Source organism: Alphaproteobacteria bacterium, assembly GCA_040905865.1.
Classification (GTDB): Bacteria; Pseudomonadota; Alphaproteobacteria; order UBA8366.
Map to the genome: position 1 here is coordinate 1 of JBBDQU010000035.1, position 16,839 is coordinate 16,839.

Here is a 16,839-nt window from a genome sequence, read left to right on the forward strand (position 1 = left end):
TACTGCGTGCCCCACCTGGCCTCGAACTCGTCCAGCCTGGCCGCTGCCGCCTCGGCGGTCTCAGCGCGGTAGATCGCCCGGATGTCGGGCATGATCTTCTTGCGATCCTTCCACGACACGAAGGCAAGCGAGTTGCGGATCAGGTGAACGATGCAGGTCTGCACCGTCGTTTTTGGGAACCACCGAACCCTCAAGGCCGGAAAGCCAGGCGATCAGCGGTTCCGGATCACTAAAAACCTTGCCTTCCTGCAAAACCGCACCCGATCCGTCAACAACACATATACTTGATGCTTCCAGCGAGACGTCTATTCCGACATAATTCTCCATGGTCATCCCTCCCTGGATGCTTGGGGCAGGCCCAATGCCTGACTCCGTTCAACATCATCATTGTGAGGGATGACCACTACGATACTCAAACCTGGCCAGAAGCCAGTTACACCATCTATAAATCAGGCGAGCCAGAGTTGATACAGCAGGCCCGAAGCGAAGGAGCCGCTGAGCGCAAATGCGATGTAGAGCGCGAAGACCGGTTTCTTGACCAGCGCGAAGACGGCGATGGCGGCCGGAATGCTGGTCACGCCGCCGGCGACAAGGAAGGCCATGCCGGCGCCGGGTAGCATGCCCTGCTCGATGAGCCCGGATACCAGCGGCAGCGCCGCGTAGCCGTTCAGATAGGCGGGGATGCCGACGATTGTCGCGGTGGCGACCGGCCCGATCCCGTTTCCGCCCAGCGCCTGGGTGATCCATTCGGCCGGCACATAGGCCAGCATCAGGCTTTCCAGCACGAAGGCGAGGGTCAGCCACTTGCCGAGGAACAGGGTGGTTTTCAGCGCGTCGCGGCCAAACCGGGACACCCGCGCCTCGTCGCGCCAGAATTTCCAGACGACCGGCTTCGGCGCGCGCACCGCGGCCCCGCCGCAACTGCCATTGCCGACGCCTTCGCGCAACGGATCGACCAGCCGTCCGGCCTTCGCCAGCACATACACGCCGAAGCCGCCAAACAGGCCGAGCGCGATCGCGGTTATCGTTTTCGCAACGGCGAAATCCATGCCCAGCACGCCGGCGGTCAGCACGAAACTCGACGGGTCGATGACCGGCGAGGCAAGCCAGAACGCCATCACCGGCGCCAGCGGCACGCCCATCGCCAGCAGCGCCGCGATCAGGGGAATGACGCCGCAGGAACAGAACGGCGACAACCCGCCGAAGGCCGCTGCGAGAAAAATCATCGAGACGGGATTGCCGGTGAAGACACGGGCGATCAGGTTGTCCGCGCCGGTGGCGCCGGCATAGGCGGCGATGCCAATGGACAGCAGCAGGTAAGGCGCCGTCTCCATCAGGTTGCCGGCGGCAAAATGGAGGCTCGTCCAGCCCTGCGCCGGCACGAAAATAAACAGGGCGGCCAGGATCAGCCCTGTCGCCAGCCAGGCGCGGTCGAATTTCGCCCATGCAGGGAGCGTGCGCAGGCGGACAGCAATCGCATTCATATCGATATCTCCGGTTTTCCCGTTATTTCAATGCAAAAAAGGGGAAGATACTGGGTCATGCAGCGGCATCTCCGGTCAGGGTGACGCCGATGCAGCATTCGTCGGTGAGAAACGCGACCAGCGCCGTCGTTGCGGCATAATCGGCGCGATTGATGATTTCCCGGCCCTGGCGTTCCTGGAGGACCAGCCCGGCCTGCACCAGCGTCGACAGGTGATGCGCCAGCGTCGAGGCGGGCAGCGCCACATGGCTGCCGATTTCGCCGACATTCAATCCATCGGCGCCGGCGCGCACGAGCAGGCGAAACACGCGTAACCGCGCCTCATGGCCGAGTGCGGAGAGGGAACGGGCGGCGGAGGTTTCATCGATTTTCATACGGCAAATATAACCAAATTACTAGTTATGTAAAGATGAATTCGCAAGGACAGGAACTGAATATTTCTTCAACCGGGGGGGGGGGGGCGCGCCCCCCCCCCCGGGGATCGACTCCTATTTCGCAGCGGTGAGGCCGACCACCTTGCCGGCCGTCGCATTCCAGTTCCTGACGCATTCCTCGGAGCAGCGTGCGGCCCATTTCTTCAGCACGTGATCCGTGAGCACCTTCTGACGCAGCGCTGTATCCGCAGGGCTCGGGTCCGTGATAACGACAGAACCACCAGGGCCGCGCGAGCAATCGCCCTTGCCGGTCAGGCAGCGCAGCGCCTCGTCATCCTCCGCTTCCATGGCGGCCCACATTTCCTTTTCCAGCCGCGCGGACTGATCGATAAAGAATTTCTGGGTGTCCGCATTGAGCGAATTCCACTTTTTCAGGTTCATCGCCATCATCGCCATGCCCATGCCGACACGCACCTTCATCGCGTGGGTGATGACTTCATGCCACTTCGCGTTATAAGCCGGCATCGAACCGGTGATGCCGCAATCCGCGACGCCCTTCTGCAGGGCGGGGACGACTTCGGCAAAGGCTATCGTCACGCTGGTTCCGCCGAGCCCCTCGACGAAATCGCCCAGTGTGGTGGCGTAGACGCGCACCTTCTTGCCGGCGATATCTTCCAGTTTCGTCACGGGCTTGCTGCAGAAGATCATCTGGCTGGGGAACGGGTAGCTGAACAGGTATTTCAGCCCGTATTTCTTTTCGACAACCTCGGCCACGTTCGGCTCATAGGCCTTCATGACCCTGTAGGCTTCGTCGAAGCTGTTGGCGACGGAGGAAAGATCGGCGCCTTCGATTTCCGGCGCTTCGGACGCGACGTAGCCGTATGATGCGAAGGCGACGTCGAACACGCCGATCTTTGTCAGGCGCAGGGTTTCAAAACCCTTGAGGCCCAGTTCGGTGATGGCGTTGATCTTGCCGGTAATCTTGCCGCCGGACAGTTTGGAGACCTGCTCGTCCCAGAACGGCTTCTCGAACATGTAACCGGGCGGCAGGTTGTGCCATGTGCCGACAACCTTGAAATCCATTTTCTGGATTTCCGCCGAGGCCATTGGCGCCACCAGCCCCGAGCTGATACCGACAGCCGCGACTGCCAGCAGTTTCTTGACCGATACCATACGTGTTCCTCCCTAAGAGATTGATATTGATTGGTTTTTTATCACTGTACCATATTGGGGAGGGCTATGAAAGTCTCTTCAATCAAGGGTTTACCGTACCGAGTCCTCGACGATAACCTCCAGCAAACCGGGCTTCCGGCTTTCAATCGATGCGGTAAGGGCCGCGGCGAAATTCCCCGGCTCGGTGATGCGTTCGGCACTCATGCCCAGGGATCGCGCCAGCCCGACGAAGTCGATCGGCGGATCGGTCATGTCCATGCCGACGAAGTTGTCATTGTCATGCATCGACAGAAGCCGCTGTTTCAGGATCCGGTAGCCCCGGTTGTTGGCGATGACATAGGTGATCGGCAGGTTCAGGTGCGCCGCCGTCCAGAGAGCCTGGATCGAATACATGGCGCTGCCGTCGCCAATGATCGAGACGACGGGCCGCTCCGGCTGCGCCAACTGGATACCGACAGTTGCCGGCGCAGCCCAGCCGATGCCGCCGCTGACCATGCCGAAAAAGTCGTGACGGTCCCGGTAGGGCAGGAAATCCATCAGCCGCGCGGAACTGGTGATGCCCTCGTCGACGACCACCGTGCCGGCCGGGATCGTGTCGGTGATCGTCATCATCAGCCAGTCGGGATTGATCGGCACGCTGTCCGACTTGCTCCTGGCCTTTTCCACCGCGATGGCGCGCTTGGCCGTCCAGTTGGCGCCGGCCAGCGCGGCGAGGCGCGATTCCGCTACCGCCCTGTGCGCATCGCCGCCCAGCCTGGACACCAGCGGCGTCAGGACCTTCAGCGTTTCCTTCACATCCGCGCGCAGGGCGATTTCGGCATGATAGACCTTGCCCATTTCCCAGTCGTTCAGTCCGATCTGCACGATCGGCATATCCGCCGGCATCGCGTCGGTTTCCTGCCACACCGACATGCGCAGCACGTCGGAACCGACGAAGACCAGCAGGTCGTAGGGCTCCAGCGTCTTGCGCACCTGCGCCTGATTGCGCAGCACAGACCCCATGAAGGCGCGGTGTTCGGACGGGTAATGCGAGCCATAGGCAATCGACTGCTGCCAGGCGGGCGCGCCCAGCGCGTCGGCGAATTCGGCGATTTCGGTGAAGGCGTCGCTGGTGACGATCTCCTCGCCGGCGATGATCGCCGGATTCTTGGCCGCAAGAATGCGTCGGGCGAATCCTTCCAGCGCCTCGTCCGACGGCCGGGCGCGCGTGTCCACCCGGGTCGATTTGCCGAGGTCGATACCGGCTTCCGCGTTCAGTATATCGCCGGGCAGGGCGATGAAGACCGGGCCCGTCGGTGCGGTCGTGGCGATCTTTGCCGCGCGGCGCAATATCTGCGGCAGGTCCTCCAGTCGCGTCACCTCGGTCGCCCATTTGACCAGCGGCGTCGCAATCGGCACCAGCGGATCGTAGAGCAGCGGTTCTTCCAGCCCGTGGCCCTGCTCCTGCTGTCCCGCGGTGATGATCATCGGCGTATTGGATCGCCTGGCGGTATAGATCGACCCCATCGCATTGCCGAGACCGGGCGCCACATGCACATTGACCGCGACCAGTTCGCCGGACGCGCGTGAATACCCGTCCGCCATCGCGACGACCAGTGCTTCCTGCAGCGCCAGCACAAAGTCGAGGTCGGCATGTTCCCGCAGCGCATGCATGATCGGCAGTTCGGTGGTGCCGGGATTACCGAACAGCCTGGTGATCCCCTCGTCCTTCAGGATGGCGAGGAAGGCGGAACGCCCGGTGATGCGGTTGGGTGTGTCTGTCATGAGTGCCTGCCGGTTGAGAATGGGAAGATATATGGGCCGCAATCATTATCGCCACGCATCGCCACTGTCGACTCGCGGGCGTATCGGGCGCAGTCTTCGGTCGTGAATAGTGACATCGGGAGGGAAAAGACGATGGCGAGGGGCATTTTATTCGTGCTGATGGAACCGCAGCCTCTGAACGAGGAGGAATTCAACGACTGGTACGATCTCGAACATCTTCCCGAACGCGCCGCCGTGCCGGGATTCGAGGTGTTGCAGCGCTATGTCTGCACCGCGGGCTTTCCGCGATACATGGCCCTGTATGATCTGGAATCGACGGATGTGCTGCACTGTCCCGAATACAATGCCATCGGATACGATAATTCGAGCATCTGGACCAAGCGGGTGACCCGGTCGGTGCGGGGGCATTACCGCATGACCGGCCCGCAGCTCTGGCCCGGCGACCGCGTCACCGAACTGGTGGAAGGACGTGCGAAGCGCCTGACGGCGGTGATCTGCCGGAGCATGGACGAGGCCAGCCTGGTGGAACGCGCCGGTTGGCAGGATGCCGTAAACGGGCGGATTCGTCTCTACCGCAATGAGGCCAATCCGGGCGACCACCTGTTCCTGATCGAGCATGCGGCCGCCACGGCGGGCCTTGGGGCCGGGCTGGTGGCGGCGCTGGAAGAAATGGCGCCGGGCGGTGTGGTAACGGTAAACCAGTACGTTCCCTACTGGCGGCGCGGCCTATAGGTGATTGCTCGCCTTGATTCCGCCACACGAAGCGTCTAAGTCGCAAGCATGATGTTGCAGCGCAGCGTAGTGAGATTTCGGAAATCCGGCCGCCCGGCCTTTCTGGCGGCGGTGCTGGCCTGCGCCTTTATGCTATACTGGTATACGGGCGTTGAGCGGGGCCTGCGCGCGCCGGAAGACAGCATGGCGCTGCATCGGGTACGGGATGTCTCGCTGGACGACATCCGCAGGACCGGGCAGGTTGCGCCGGCCTTCGTCGACCGGTTCGATGTCGACCTGTCGGTGGTGCCGGCGAATGAGCGAAAGCAGGCGTTTTTCAGGGTCGCGATGCCGCTGGTTGCGCGGGAAAACGACCGCATCCGCGCCGAACGCAAGGTCGTTCTGGAAAAGCCCGATGACATTCCCCTGGACCTGTATGAACGTTACGGCGTCAAGCCCGGCGATATCGGCGCGCTGAAGCAGCGGGTCGATGTCGTGCCGGCCTCGCTGGTTCTGGCGCAGGCGGCGGTGGAAAGCGGCTGGGGAACCTCGCGCTTTGCCCGGCACGGCAACAACCTGTTCGGCATGCGGACCTATGACCCGGACGCACCTGGCCTCGCGCCGGAAAAGGCGGTCGGGTTCAGGGTGATGCAGTTCGAATCGCTGGGGCACGGCGTCGCGGCCTATATGCTCAACCTCAACAGGCATGACGCCTATACCCAGTTTCGCCAGGCGCGCGCCGCGATGCGTCTGTCGGGCAAACCCGCCACGGGGCTGGCGCTGACCGGGTTGCTGACAGCTTATTCGGAAATTCCCGAACAATACGGCGGCATCCTGCGAAATGTCATCCAGGCTGAGAAACTTGGCCATTTCGACGAAATCCGGCTTTTCGCCAATTGAAGCGTCGCCACCGATATCTGAAAAAAGGAACGACGCCATGCGCATCGAATCCATCGCCATCGGCAACAACCCGCCGGCGGACGTGAACGTGCTGATCGAAGTGCCGGTCGGCGGACAGCCGATCAAATACGAACTGGACAAGGATGCCGGTGTGCTGGTGGTCGACCGGTTCCTCTATACGCCGATGACCTATCCGGGCAATTACGGCTTCGTTCCGCATACATTGTCGGAAGACGGCGATCCCATCGACGTGCTGGTCTGCAATACCCGCCAGCTCGTCCCCGGCTGTGTCATCAACGCGCGGCCCATCGGCGTGATGATCATGGAAGACGAATCCGGCCTGGATGAAAAGATCATCGCGGTGCCGTCATCGCACCTGACCCGGCGCTATGACGGCGTCGACAATTTTTCCGACCTGCCGGAAATCACCCTGCAGCAGATCCAGCATTTCTTTGAACACTACAAGGATCTGGAGCCGGGCAAATGGGTCAAGATCGGCGACTGGATGGATGCCGGCACGGCAAGGCGGATGATCGAGGAAGCAATAGCGCGGGCAAAAACGACCTGACCGGAACCGCCTTTGGCGGTCCAGCAAACCACGATTTGCTTTTAATTTAAAGTGATAGAGCAGATTCACGCCTTTTATCTGACGCAATTATTGCGTCAGATAAAAGGCGATCTGATCTAGTAACCTTCGCGTTCCATGCGTTTGCGCATCAGTTTGCGGTGCCGCCGCACGGCTTCCGCCTGGTCGCGCGCCCGTCGCTCGGACGGCTTTTCATAATTTTCCCGCAGCCGCATTTCGCGGAAAATGCCTTCTTTCTGCATTTTCTTCTTCAGGACGCGCAGCGCCTGATCCACATCGTTGTTGCGTACGATGACTTCAACCATCACGAACTCTCCTGAAGCCGACGGGTCGCGCCGACCGCCGCCAGGCGGCAAACCAAAACAGAAACCACGGGAACACCCCTGTTCCGCGGACAAGCAATGCCTGGCCGGATAACAGGCCGCCTCCCATGGCAATTGAATCGCGCCAGATTATACGAGCCGGCGCGGGCGTCAATCAGGATATTCATCAAAATAGCGGAAATACTGCTCTGGTCGTTTTTTCAAAGAGTCCCTTTTTAACAAGGAATTATGGGAAAATGTCGTCTTCTGGCCATCCCGGCGCCGTGAATCGCATGTCAGTTCGAACTGACGAACGCCGCTGTATCGCCCGGGCCGGGCCACCAGTGCCGCCTGGTCCGCACGCGCCTGCTGGCAGAATGCTTCCGGATTGCAGAGTCCGCGCAAGATGCATAACGATTGACAAAAGAAGAGAAAAGGGCCGCATCCTGCGACGCGGCCCTTCATGCGGGTTCGGTTCCGCGCGGCGGATCAGAAATCCATGCCGCCCATATCGGGCATGGCCGGCGCCGCCGTTTTCGGTTCCGGCTTTTCGGCGATCATTGCCTCGGTCGTGATCAGCAGGCCGGCCACGGATGCGGCATCCTGCAGCGCCGTCCGGACAACCTTGGCCGGGTCGATGATGCCCGCTTTCACCAGGTCGCCGTAGGTTCCTGTCTGGGCGTCATAGCCCCAGTTCGCTTCATTCGATTCGAGAAGCTTTCCGGCGACCACAGCGCCATCGACCCCGGCGTTTTCGACAATCTGCTTCGCGGGCGCCTGAATCGCGCGACGGATGATGTCGATGCCGACGCGCTGGGCGTCATTCGCCGCCTTCAGCGAATCCAGCGCCTTTATCGATTTCAGCAACGCGACCCCGCCGCCGGCGACGATACCTTCCTCGACCGCCGCGCGGGTTGCGTTCATTGCATCGTCGACACGGTCCTTGCGTTCCTTCACTTCGACTTCGGTCGCACCGCCGACACGGATGACCGCGACGCCGCCGGCCAGTTTCGCCAGACGTTCCTGCAGCTTCTCGCGGTCGTAGTCCGAGGTGGTTTCCTCGATCTGGGCGCGGATCTGGGCGCAGCGCGCCGCAATGTCCTTCTTGCTGCCGGCGCCATCGACAATGGTGCTGTTGTCCTTGTCGATCTCGACGCGCTTGGCGCGGCCCAGCATGTCCAGGCTGACATTTTCCAGCTTGATGCCGAGTTCCTCGGAAACGACCTGCCCCGCCGTCAGGACCGCGACGTCCTGCAGCATCGCCTTGCGGCGGTCGCCGAAGCCCGGCGCCTTCACGGCGGCGACCTTCAACCCGCCGCGCAGGCGGTTGACCACCAGGGTCGCCAGCGCCTCGCCCTCGACATCCTCGGCGATGATCAGCAACGGCTTGCCCGTCTTCACGATGGCCTCTAGCACCGGCAGCAGCGCCTGCAGGTTGGACAGCTTCGCTTCGTGGATCAGGATGTAGGGTTCCTCGAGCAGGACCTGCATCTTCTCCGGATTGGTCACGAAATAGGGCGACAGGTAGCCGCGGTCGAACTGCATGCCTTCCACGACATCCAGTTCGGTTTCGAGGCTCTTGGCTTCTTCCACCGTGATGACGCCTTCATTTCCGACCTTCTGCATGGCCTCGGCCAGGATCCTGCCGATTTCGGTATCTCCATTGGCCGAAATCGTGCCGACCTGTGAGATTTCCCCGTTGGAGCTGATTTTTCGCGAACGCTTCTTCAGGTCCGCGACGACCGCGTCCACCGCGACGTCGATGCCGCGTTTCAGGTCCATCGGGTTGATTCCCGCGGCAACCGCCTTCACGCCCTCGCGCACGATCGCCTGGGCCAGGACCGTGGCGGTCGTCGTGCCGTCACCGGCGACATCGTTGGTCTTGCTCGCTACCTCGCGCACCATCTGGGCGCCCATGTTCTCGAACTTGTCCTTCAGTTCGATTTCCTTGGCGACCGTCACGCCGTCCTTGGTGATCCGCGGCGCGCCGAACGACTTCTCGAGCACCACATTGCGCCCCTTCGGCCCCAGCGTGACCTTGACGGCATCCGCCAGAATATCGACGCCCTTGAGCATCCGTGTGCGGGCGTCGGTTGAAAACTTGACTTCCTTTGCAGCCATTTTTGCTTCCTCTCCGGTCAGGCCGCCGCCGAGACGCCTTTCGCGTCTGACAGTACGCCCATGATATCGCTTTCCTTCATGATCAGCAGTTCGTCGCCGTCAATCTTCACTTCGGTTCCGGACCATTTCCCGAACAGGACCCGGTCACCCGCCTTCACGTCCGGCGCGACGATATCACCCGCGTCGTTCCGCGCGCCCGGCCCGACCGCGATGATTTCGCCCTGCATCGGCTTTTCCTTGGCGGTATCGGGAATGATGATCCCGCCGGCTGTCTTCTCGTCCTCGTCAATTCGACGGACCACGACACGGTCGTGCAATGGCCTGAACTTCATGGATTTGCCTCCTCTCTTTCCGGCACGAAATGCGGTTTGTCAGGATTTTAGCACTCAAGACCATAGAGTGCTAAATTCAGCCGAGGAGATAATAACTCGCGAATTCCGCGTCAAGACAGGTTGTGACTTTTTTTGGTCGCCGCGTATCGGGCTGACGGGCGCACCGCATTACCCGATGGCAGGTCAGCCGCGCATGGTATTGGGCAGGTACAGGGCCAATTGCGGGAACAGGCAGAGTATCAGCAGCATGACCAGCCCGGCGCCGATATACGGCAGCAGGCCCTTGAAGATTTCCTCCAGCCGGACCCGTCCTTCCGATGCCCCCTGGACAACGAAGCAGTTGATGCCGACCGGCGGCGTTACGGCGCCGATTTCGCATAGCAGGACGACATAGATACCGAACCAGATCGGGTCGAATCCCAGCTCCATCATGACCGGATGGGTGATCGGCAGGCTGATCGCCAACAGCGGCGGTGCATCCATCATCATGCCGAGGAACAGGTACAGGATCGTCACCAGCAACACGATGACCCAGCGGTTGACATCGGCCGTGGTCAGGAAATCGCCGATGGCGCCCGCCAGGCCGCTGAGCGCCAGGAATTTGGAGAAGACCAGCGCCGTCACGATGATTCCGAAGATCATGGCTGTCGTCTGGACCGTATCGCTGACAACTTTGGGGATGCCGATGCCGCGGATGCTCCGCTGGCGGATGATGGCCATGATGAAGGTCGCCAGGGCGCCGATGGCCCCGGCTTCGGTCGGGGTGAATACGCCGGCATAAAGGCCGCCGATGATCCCGATGATCAGCAGCAGCAGCGGCCCCGCGAGACGCAGCGACCACATGCGTTCCCTGAAGGTGGACGTGTTGGGAATGAGCGGCGCCAGCGCCGGGTTGATGCGGACCCATAACCATGTGGCCAGGCCTAGCAGGAACGCAAAAACGAGGCCCGGAAAGACGCCGGCGATGAGCAGCGCGCCGATGCTGGATTCGGTCAGGATGCCGTAGACCACGACGAGCGCGGACGGCGGAATCATGACCGCCAGGGTCCCGGAAATGGCGATGGACGCCGATGCGAGGCGGGGGTCGTAGCCCCGGTCCAGCATTTCCGGCAGGGCCAGCCTGGTGAACAGCGTGGTGGTGCCGATACTGGAACCCGAGGCCGCGCCGAAGGCGGCGGCGCCGCCCGTTGTGGCGATGGCGAGCCCGCCGCGCATGCCGCCAAGCCATCGGGTCGCCGCCTCGAACAGGTCCTCGCCCAGGCCGGCGCGCATTGCAAAGAATCCCATCATTAGGAACATGGGGATGACACTGAAATGGAAACTGTGCGTCGTGTCGTAGAACACGGCGCGCAGCACGCCCAGCGTGCCGTTCGGCCCGGCGATCACGCCCAGCCCGACCGTGCCGACCACGCCCAGCGCGACCATCACATTCATGCCCGAAAGGATGCAGACGACCAGGGCGACGATCCCGAAGAGGCCGATTTCGATGCCGCTCATGGTTCCTCTCCTGCCGGCGGCAATAATCCGCGTGTCACGAAGCAGTGGCGGATGGCGTCCAGCAGGTATTGAACGGAGATCAGCGCCGTGCCCAGGACGATCGCCGATTTCAGCGGCCAGATGGGCAACTGGATCACCCCCCATTCCTGTTCGTTCATGCCGTAGGAACGGATCGCGTTGGTATATGCGGCGTAGGAACACCATGCGAAGAACAGCGCGCCGACGAACAGCACGATGATATACAGCCGGTGCTGAACGGCGATCGGCAGGTGGCGCGTCAGCAGCGTGACCCGGATATGGCCGCGCTTGTACTGGGTATAGGCGAGCGACAGGAAGACGATCAGCACAAGCCCGGCTTCGGTCAGTTCAAAGGAGCCCTGTACCGGGGTATTGAAAAACTTGCGCATCAGGACGTTGGCGTCGATCAGCCACATGGTGGCGAAAGTGACCATGCCCGCCAGCACGGCGAAAAAGGTGACGACTTTGCCATAGGCCTGATACAGGCGCTCGAAACTGTCAGTCATATCGGAATTCCGCCGTCGGTCGCGGTTGAGACAAACCCCGCCCCCGCAACCGGTGAAGGCGCGGGGGCGGGGTTCCAGGATGCTTTACTGGAATGCGAAATATTCGGCCAGTTCAGCCGCGGGCAGGCCGCTCTTGCTGGCCCGGTCGATCCAGTCCTGACGGATCTTCTTCACCGCGTCGCTCTTCACGGCTTCCGCAACCGGTCCTTCCGGGAAGGGCAGGACCTCGACGCCCGATTTCTTCCATTCCGCCAGAATTTCCTCGGTCAGGCGGCTCAGGACGTTGACGTAATGGACAACATATTCCTTGCCCAGGCCGTCCAGGATCGCCCTGGTCTGGTCGTCCAGCGCATCATAGCTGTCCCGGTTCATTCCAATGAAATGCCCCCAGTTGGCGCCGAGCTTCACCTTCACATAATACTTGGCCACTTCCTCGAACTTCCAGCCGCGGGCCAGCGTCACGCCGGTAGGCGTACAATCCAGAATGTTGCGTTCCAGCGCCTCATAGGCGTCGCTGGTCGTCATCGACACCGGGGTGCCGCCCAGTTGCTCGATCAGGCGCGGCAGGGCATGGCCATAGCTGCGGATGCGCAGCCCCTTGAAGTCCTCCGGCGTATTGATCGGTTTCACGCACATGATCCCGTAGTCTTCAAGCGGGCGCCAGGCGATGATCCTTGTGTTGTACTTTTTCATTTCGTCGTCGAACTGCGGATACTGCTCGTACCACTGGATGAGCTTCTGGCCGAGTTCGATTTCGGAATGGGGCTGCGGCGAGAAGAAGGTGACGACGCCGTTGATCAGGAACTTGTCCTGGAAATACGGCACCACGATATCGCCCAGATCGCCAATGCCTGTTTCCAGGGCATCGGGCACTTCCTTCACCTGGGCGACGCTGCCGCCCCAGAAGACCTTTATCGTATGCTTGCCGCCGGTCCGCTTGGCGAATTCATCGACGAACCACTGCAGCGTCAGCGAATGGGCGTCATTCGCGGCCTGCGGCTTGAAGGTGACATATTTCAGTTCCTTGGCGCCGGCACTGCCGGCCAGGACCATTCCGGCCATTGTCGCGGCGCCGGCAAGCAGCGCCAGTTTCTGTCGAATTGGCATTGTTTCCTCCCGAATTAACCGGTTTTCCGCCGGCATGTTTCCCACGTATCCGCGGCCCGGGCCTATTCCCGGTGCGATTTCCGAACCTCAACGATTAGCAGGACCGAAAGTCTGGCTGAACCGGGCCGCGCGCGCAACCTAAACGCATGCTGCATCGCGGCGAGCTTCTATTGCGCCAGGTAGCCTCCGTCCACGGCCAGTTCGGCGCCGGTGATATAGGATGCGTCATCGCTGGCGAGGAACAGGTTGGCGTTGGCGACTTCTTCTATTCGGCCTTCGCGGCCCATGGGGATTGCGGCCATCATCTTCGCCCGAATCGCCGGATCGGCGGTCTGTTGCGAAGTCCGCATCGGCGGCATCACCCCGGGATGGACGGAATTGACGCGGATTCCGTCGCGGGCGAACTGCACGGCGGCGGATTTCGTGGCGGTCCGGATGGCGCCCTTGGCGGCGTTATAGCCCATATGCACGACGCGCTGGCCGACGACGCCGGAGATCGACGAGATGTTGACGATCGCACCGCCGCCGGCTTGTCGCATGGCGGGGATCACGGCGCGCATGCCCAGGAACACGCCGCCGGCGTTGACGTGCATCTGCTGATTCCAGGTCTCCACGTTCAACAGGTCCGGCGTGCTGCCGCTGATCCCGGCATTGTTGACCAGGATATCGAGCCGGCCAAAGGCAGATAATGTTTCCGATACGACGGCGGCCCAGTCCGTCTCGCTGGTCACGTCGAGTTTCCGGAACATTGCCTCGCCGCCGGATGCGGCGATTTCCGCCGCGACGGTCTTGCCCTCGCTTACCATCAGATCCGCGACGACGACCCTGGCACCTTCGCGCGCAAACAGCCGCGCCGTCGCCGCCCCCATGCCGGACGCGGCGCCGGTGACGATGGCTACCTTGTTACCCAGCCGCATGTTGTTTCCTCCCTGTTTTGGGTTCCGTTCTTTTAATCCTGCGCCGCAAATTTTTCCTTCGGCGGCACCGTGTCGGTCGCGAGGTCGCGCAGCAGGCGCTTGTTGCCAATCGGCCGAACGCTTACCGCGCCGCCGGTCAGCCGCGTGGTGCAGGCATATTCGGTCCTGCCTTCGACACTGACCACGCATTCCTTGCAGGAATTGGCGTTGATACAGCTATAGCGGAAGGCGAGCGTCGGGTCCGCATGGGCGCGGATCCAGATCAGCGCGTCCAGCAGCGACATGCCCTCGCGGTAGGGCACCGTGAAGATATCGTCGCGCGGCGTCTCGCCCGCCGCGCCGCGCTGTATGGTGACGGCGACGGTGTCGGTCATTCGGCGGCTCCCCGGCTTACCGTATCGATAGTGGCGCGGCGCACGGGTATGGTGTCCAGAACCAGTTCGTCGTCTCCCGCGCGCCGGATGCGCTGGTTATGCGCCTGCGCGGGGTCGGTCGCGGGCATGTCCTCGCGCTGGTGCGCGCCGCGGCTTTCGGTGCGGTTCAGGGCCGATACGGTGATCGCCTCCGCCGTGGCCAGCGCCGCGCGCAGGTCGAACCATTCCTGCACCCCCATAGCGAACGGGCCGGAATCGCGCGGGTGCAGGGCGGGCAGGTCGACGGACCGCATGTTCCGGATGCGGGACAACGCCGCCGTCAGCCGCTGCTCGTCGCGCGACAGGCCGACCTTGTCCCAGAGCAGGTTTTGCAACTCGCTGAATAATATCCCGAATGCCGGGCCGCTCGCGGTGTCGATGGGCATGGACAGACGCGTGATGTCGCTGACGGCTTTTTCCGCCCATGCCGCGTCCCATACCGGCGCGATACGGTCCCGCGCGGCGTTGCGGCCGGCGACCTCGCCGAATACCAGCGCCTCGGTGATCGCGTTGCCCGAAAGCCGGTTGGCGCCATTGGCGCCGCCGACAGCTTCGCCCGCCGCATAGAGGCCAGGCACATCCGACGCCATGCGTTCGTCCACACGGATGCCGCCCATGTGGTAATGCGCGATGGGGGCAACCTCGACCGGGCCCTGGGCCAGATCGATGCCGTTGCGGGCCAGCCTGTCGATGACGGGGCCGAAGGCGTCGCGCAAGGCGGCTTCACCAATATGTTCGAAGCTCAGATACGCGCCGCCATGCGGCGACCCGCGCCCGGCCGCCACTTCCCGGACGATGGCGTAGGATGTGACGTCGCGCGGCGCGGTGTAGGCGCCGGAATCGGTTGCGCCGTAATGGTGGATGAATTCTTCCATATTGCCGTTCAGCAGCCGCCCGCCCAGCTTGTAGCGGAACGGGTCCCACATGATCGGATCCATGCCGACAAGGCGCGGCGCCAGATGCCCGATGGGGAAGAACTGCACGAATTCCATGTCGATCAGCGACGCCCCGGCATCCAGCGCCAGGGCATACGATTCGCCGCCCATGTTCACCGAGGCGCTGTTGCGCCGGTACAGCCGGGTCAACCCGCCCGCCGCCAGGACCACCGCCCCCGCCGCGATGGTAACCGGGTTTCCTTTGGCCAGATCCAGCGCAACGGCGCCCGCAACGCGTCCGTCATGGGTAACCAGCGATGTAACGGAAAGGTTGCTGACGCGGGTGATGCCGTCGGTCTTCGCGACCTTCCCGCGCAGCGTCTTCGCAACCGCCGGACCGGTATTGAGGAAGTCGACAAAGACGCAGCGCGGCCGGTCATGCCCCGGCGCCATGACCTGTTTCAGGTGGCCGTCCTCGCGCGTCCAGCCGACGCCCCATTCGTCCATCTCGCGGATGCGGTCCGGGCCTTCGCGGCACAGCAGGGCGGCCAGCACCTCGTCGCACAGCCCGCGCCCGGCGGTCAGCGTATCGGCATGGTGGCGGGTCCAGTGATCCGGCGCCTGCTCGCCCATCGCCACGGCGACCGTCATCTGCGCCATGATCGTCGCTCCGCCACGACCCACCAGGCTCTTGTCCAGCAGCAGCACCCGCGCACCGCCGCGCGCCGCGGCGATGGCGGCGTACATGCCGGCCCCGCCCGCGCCGACCACCAGCACGTCGGTTTCCAGATGGGTGTCAGCGTCAGCCATGCAGGGCTCAGCCTTTCCAGAGGTCGCGATACCGCGTGGCGACGATTTCACCGTGCGGCACCGGCGCATCGGTCATGCCCATCATCGAGGCGAATCGGCTCATCCCGGTCGTGAATTCCTCGCTTACCGCCGGGTCGTAATAGGGCAGGTCCCGTTCGATCAGCCGGCGGATCAGCCCGGCTTCGGTTTCCGGGAACAGCCTGCGGCCGACATCGGTCGCGAGGCCCGGATCGGCTTTCAGCGCCTGTTGCGTCTTCACGATGGCGCGCACGGCGGCGGCGACCGCATCTGGCTGCTCGGCGATGAGCCTGTCCGTCGTGACCAGCGCGGGCTGGGTGAAATGGAAGGCGGCGGGCGGACCGTCGCCGCGCCGGACGTCCAGCACGATGCTGGCGACGCCGCTGGTAACGGCTTTCTCCGCCGCCATGCCGTTGGCCCACAGCCCGTCGACGGCGCCCGCCGCCAGCGCATCGACCGCCGCGACACCGAAGGAAACGCCCTTCGCGACGCCGCCGGGCAGGGGGCCGATTTCGATACCTTCGGCGTCCGTATCGATGCCGGCTTCCTTCAGCAACCCGCGCAAGCCCAGGTCGACGCCGTTCGCCGCGACGATGCGCCGCCCGCGCAGCGCTGTCAGGTCGCCGCGTTCGACCTTCAGGTCGCTGCGCATCATCAGGAACCAGTACATGCCCTGCGCCAGCGAACAGACAAGTTTCGATCCCGCCCAGCGCGGAAAGGCCCAGAGCGGCGCATGGGCGGAGCCGGCGACGAAATCGACCTTGCCGTCGCGCAGCGCCTCGAAGGTCGCCGGGACCGGGTGGATCAGCTCAAGCGACATATCGAGCCCTTCCGCGCGAAAGAAACCGAGTTCGATCGCCGCGATGGCGGGGAAATATGAATTGGACACAAGGTCCGGCAGGGCGACTTTCACGGCATGTTCCTTCCTGTCC

Annotated in this window: 19 protein-coding genes; 3 read left to right on the top strand and 16 right to left on the bottom strand. The window is 62.8% G+C overall.

Features of this window, described 5'->3' with window-relative positions; all coding sequences use genetic code 11:
* From WD767_06710 to WD767_06730, 5 genes are all read right to left on the bottom strand, one after another.
* The coding region (locus WD767_06710; protein MEX2615768.1) for a transposase at positions 1-194 on the bottom strand (194 nt) is incomplete at its 3' end.
* 255 nt (positions 195-449) lie between these two features.
* Positions 450-1,484 (bottom strand): permease, encoded by a 1,035-nt coding sequence (locus tag WD767_06715; GenBank protein MEX2615769.1) that lies wholly within the window; start codon positions 1,482-1,484, stop codon positions 450-452.
* A 55-nt stretch (positions 1,485-1,539) separates the two neighbouring features.
* On the bottom strand, positions 1,540-1,857 hold the full coding sequence (locus tag WD767_06720; GenBank protein MEX2615770.1) for a metalloregulator ArsR/SmtB family transcription factor: 318 nt from the start codon (positions 1,855-1,857) through the stop codon (positions 1,540-1,542).
* 114 nt (positions 1,858-1,971) lie between these two features.
* Positions 1,972-3,030, bottom strand: a complete 1,059-nt coding sequence (locus tag WD767_06725) for a TRAP transporter substrate-binding protein (protein MEX2615771.1) — start codon at positions 3,028-3,030, stop codon at positions 1,972-1,974.
* A 90-nt stretch (positions 3,031-3,120) separates the two neighbouring features.
* Positions 3,121-4,794 carry a thiamine pyrophosphate-dependent enzyme gene (locus tag WD767_06730; protein ID MEX2615772.1) on the bottom strand — a complete coding sequence of 558 codons (1,674 nt, stop codon included), beginning with the start codon at positions 4,792-4,794 and terminating at the stop codon, positions 3,121-3,123.
* A gap of 132 nt (positions 4,795-4,926) precedes the next feature.
* On the opposite strand from WD767_06730, the gene WD767_06735 reads away from it, so the two are divergent.
* The 3 genes from WD767_06735 (at position 4,927) to ppa (ending at position 6,973) form a co-directional block, all read left to right on the top strand.
* Entirely contained in the window at positions 4,927-5,526 is a 600-nt protein-coding gene (locus tag WD767_06735) for a hypothetical protein (GenBank protein MEX2615773.1), read from the top strand.
* Between the two features lie 69 nt (positions 5,527-5,595).
* Positions 5,596-6,405, top strand: a complete 810-nt coding sequence (locus WD767_06740) for a glucosaminidase domain-containing protein (protein ID MEX2615774.1) — start codon at positions 5,596-5,598, stop codon at positions 6,403-6,405.
* Positions 6,406-6,442: 37 nt separating this feature from the next.
* On the top strand, positions 6,443-6,973 hold the full coding sequence (ppa, locus tag WD767_06745) for an inorganic diphosphatase (protein MEX2615775.1): 531 nt from the start codon (positions 6,443-6,445) through the stop codon (positions 6,971-6,973).
* A gap of 116 nt (positions 6,974-7,089) precedes the next feature.
* Here ppa and rpsU read toward each other — a convergent pair whose 3' ends face one another.
* The 11 genes from rpsU to WD767_06800 all read right to left on the bottom strand — a co-directional run bounded on the left by rpsU (position 7,090) and on the right by WD767_06800 (position 16,820).
* On the bottom strand, positions 7,090-7,296 hold the full coding sequence (gene rpsU, locus WD767_06750) for a 30S ribosomal protein S21 (protein MEX2615776.1): 207 nt from the start codon (positions 7,294-7,296) through the stop codon (positions 7,090-7,092).
* A gap of 168 nt (positions 7,297-7,464) precedes the next feature.
* Positions 7,465-7,758 (bottom strand): hypothetical protein, encoded by a 294-nt coding sequence (locus tag WD767_06755; protein ID MEX2615777.1) that lies wholly within the window; start codon positions 7,756-7,758, stop codon positions 7,465-7,467.
* A gap of 24 nt (positions 7,759-7,782) precedes the next feature.
* Positions 7,783-9,414 (bottom strand): chaperonin GroEL, encoded by a 1,632-nt coding sequence (gene groL, locus WD767_06760; protein MEX2615778.1) that lies wholly within the window; start codon positions 9,412-9,414, stop codon positions 7,783-7,785.
* Between the two features lie 17 nt (positions 9,415-9,431).
* Positions 9,432-9,746 (bottom strand): co-chaperone GroES, encoded by a 315-nt coding sequence (gene groES / locus WD767_06765; GenBank protein MEX2615779.1) that lies wholly within the window; start codon positions 9,744-9,746, stop codon positions 9,432-9,434.
* Between the two features lie 183 nt (positions 9,747-9,929).
* Positions 9,930-11,243, bottom strand: coding sequence for a TRAP transporter large permease (locus WD767_06770; GenBank protein MEX2615780.1), 1,314 nt, complete (start codon positions 11,241-11,243; stop codon positions 9,930-9,932).
* Positions 11,240-11,767: a TRAP transporter small permease gene (locus WD767_06775; protein MEX2615781.1), complete on the bottom strand. Its 528-nt coding sequence runs from the start codon at positions 11,765-11,767 to the stop codon at positions 11,240-11,242. Before WD767_06775 ends, WD767_06770 begins: the two co-directional genes overlap by 4 nt.
* An 84-nt stretch (positions 11,768-11,851) precedes the next feature.
* Positions 11,852-12,874: a TRAP transporter substrate-binding protein DctP gene (gene dctP / locus WD767_06780; protein ID MEX2615782.1), complete on the bottom strand. Its 1,023-nt coding sequence runs from the start codon at positions 12,872-12,874 to the stop codon at positions 11,852-11,854.
* Positions 12,875-13,041: 167 nt separating this feature from the next.
* Positions 13,042-13,791: a glucose 1-dehydrogenase gene (locus WD767_06785; GenBank protein ID MEX2615783.1), complete on the bottom strand. Its 750-nt coding sequence runs from the start codon at positions 13,789-13,791 to the stop codon at positions 13,042-13,044.
* 32 nt (positions 13,792-13,823) lie between these two features.
* Positions 13,824-14,165: a 2Fe-2S iron-sulfur cluster-binding protein gene (locus WD767_06790; protein MEX2615784.1), complete on the bottom strand. Its 342-nt coding sequence runs from the start codon at positions 14,163-14,165 to the stop codon at positions 13,824-13,826.
* A complete protein-coding gene (locus WD767_06795) occupies positions 14,162-15,889 on the bottom strand; it encodes an FAD-binding protein (GenBank protein MEX2615785.1) in 1,728 nt (575 codons plus the stop codon). The genes WD767_06790 and WD767_06795 overlap by 4 nt, the downstream gene beginning before the upstream one ends.
* Before the next feature lie 7 nt (positions 15,890-15,896).
* Positions 15,897-16,820 carry an ABC transporter substrate-binding protein gene (locus WD767_06800; GenBank protein MEX2615786.1) on the bottom strand — a complete coding sequence of 308 codons (924 nt, stop codon included), beginning with the start codon at positions 16,818-16,820 and terminating at the stop codon, positions 15,897-15,899.
* Positions 16,821-16,839: the final 19 nt, after the last annotated feature.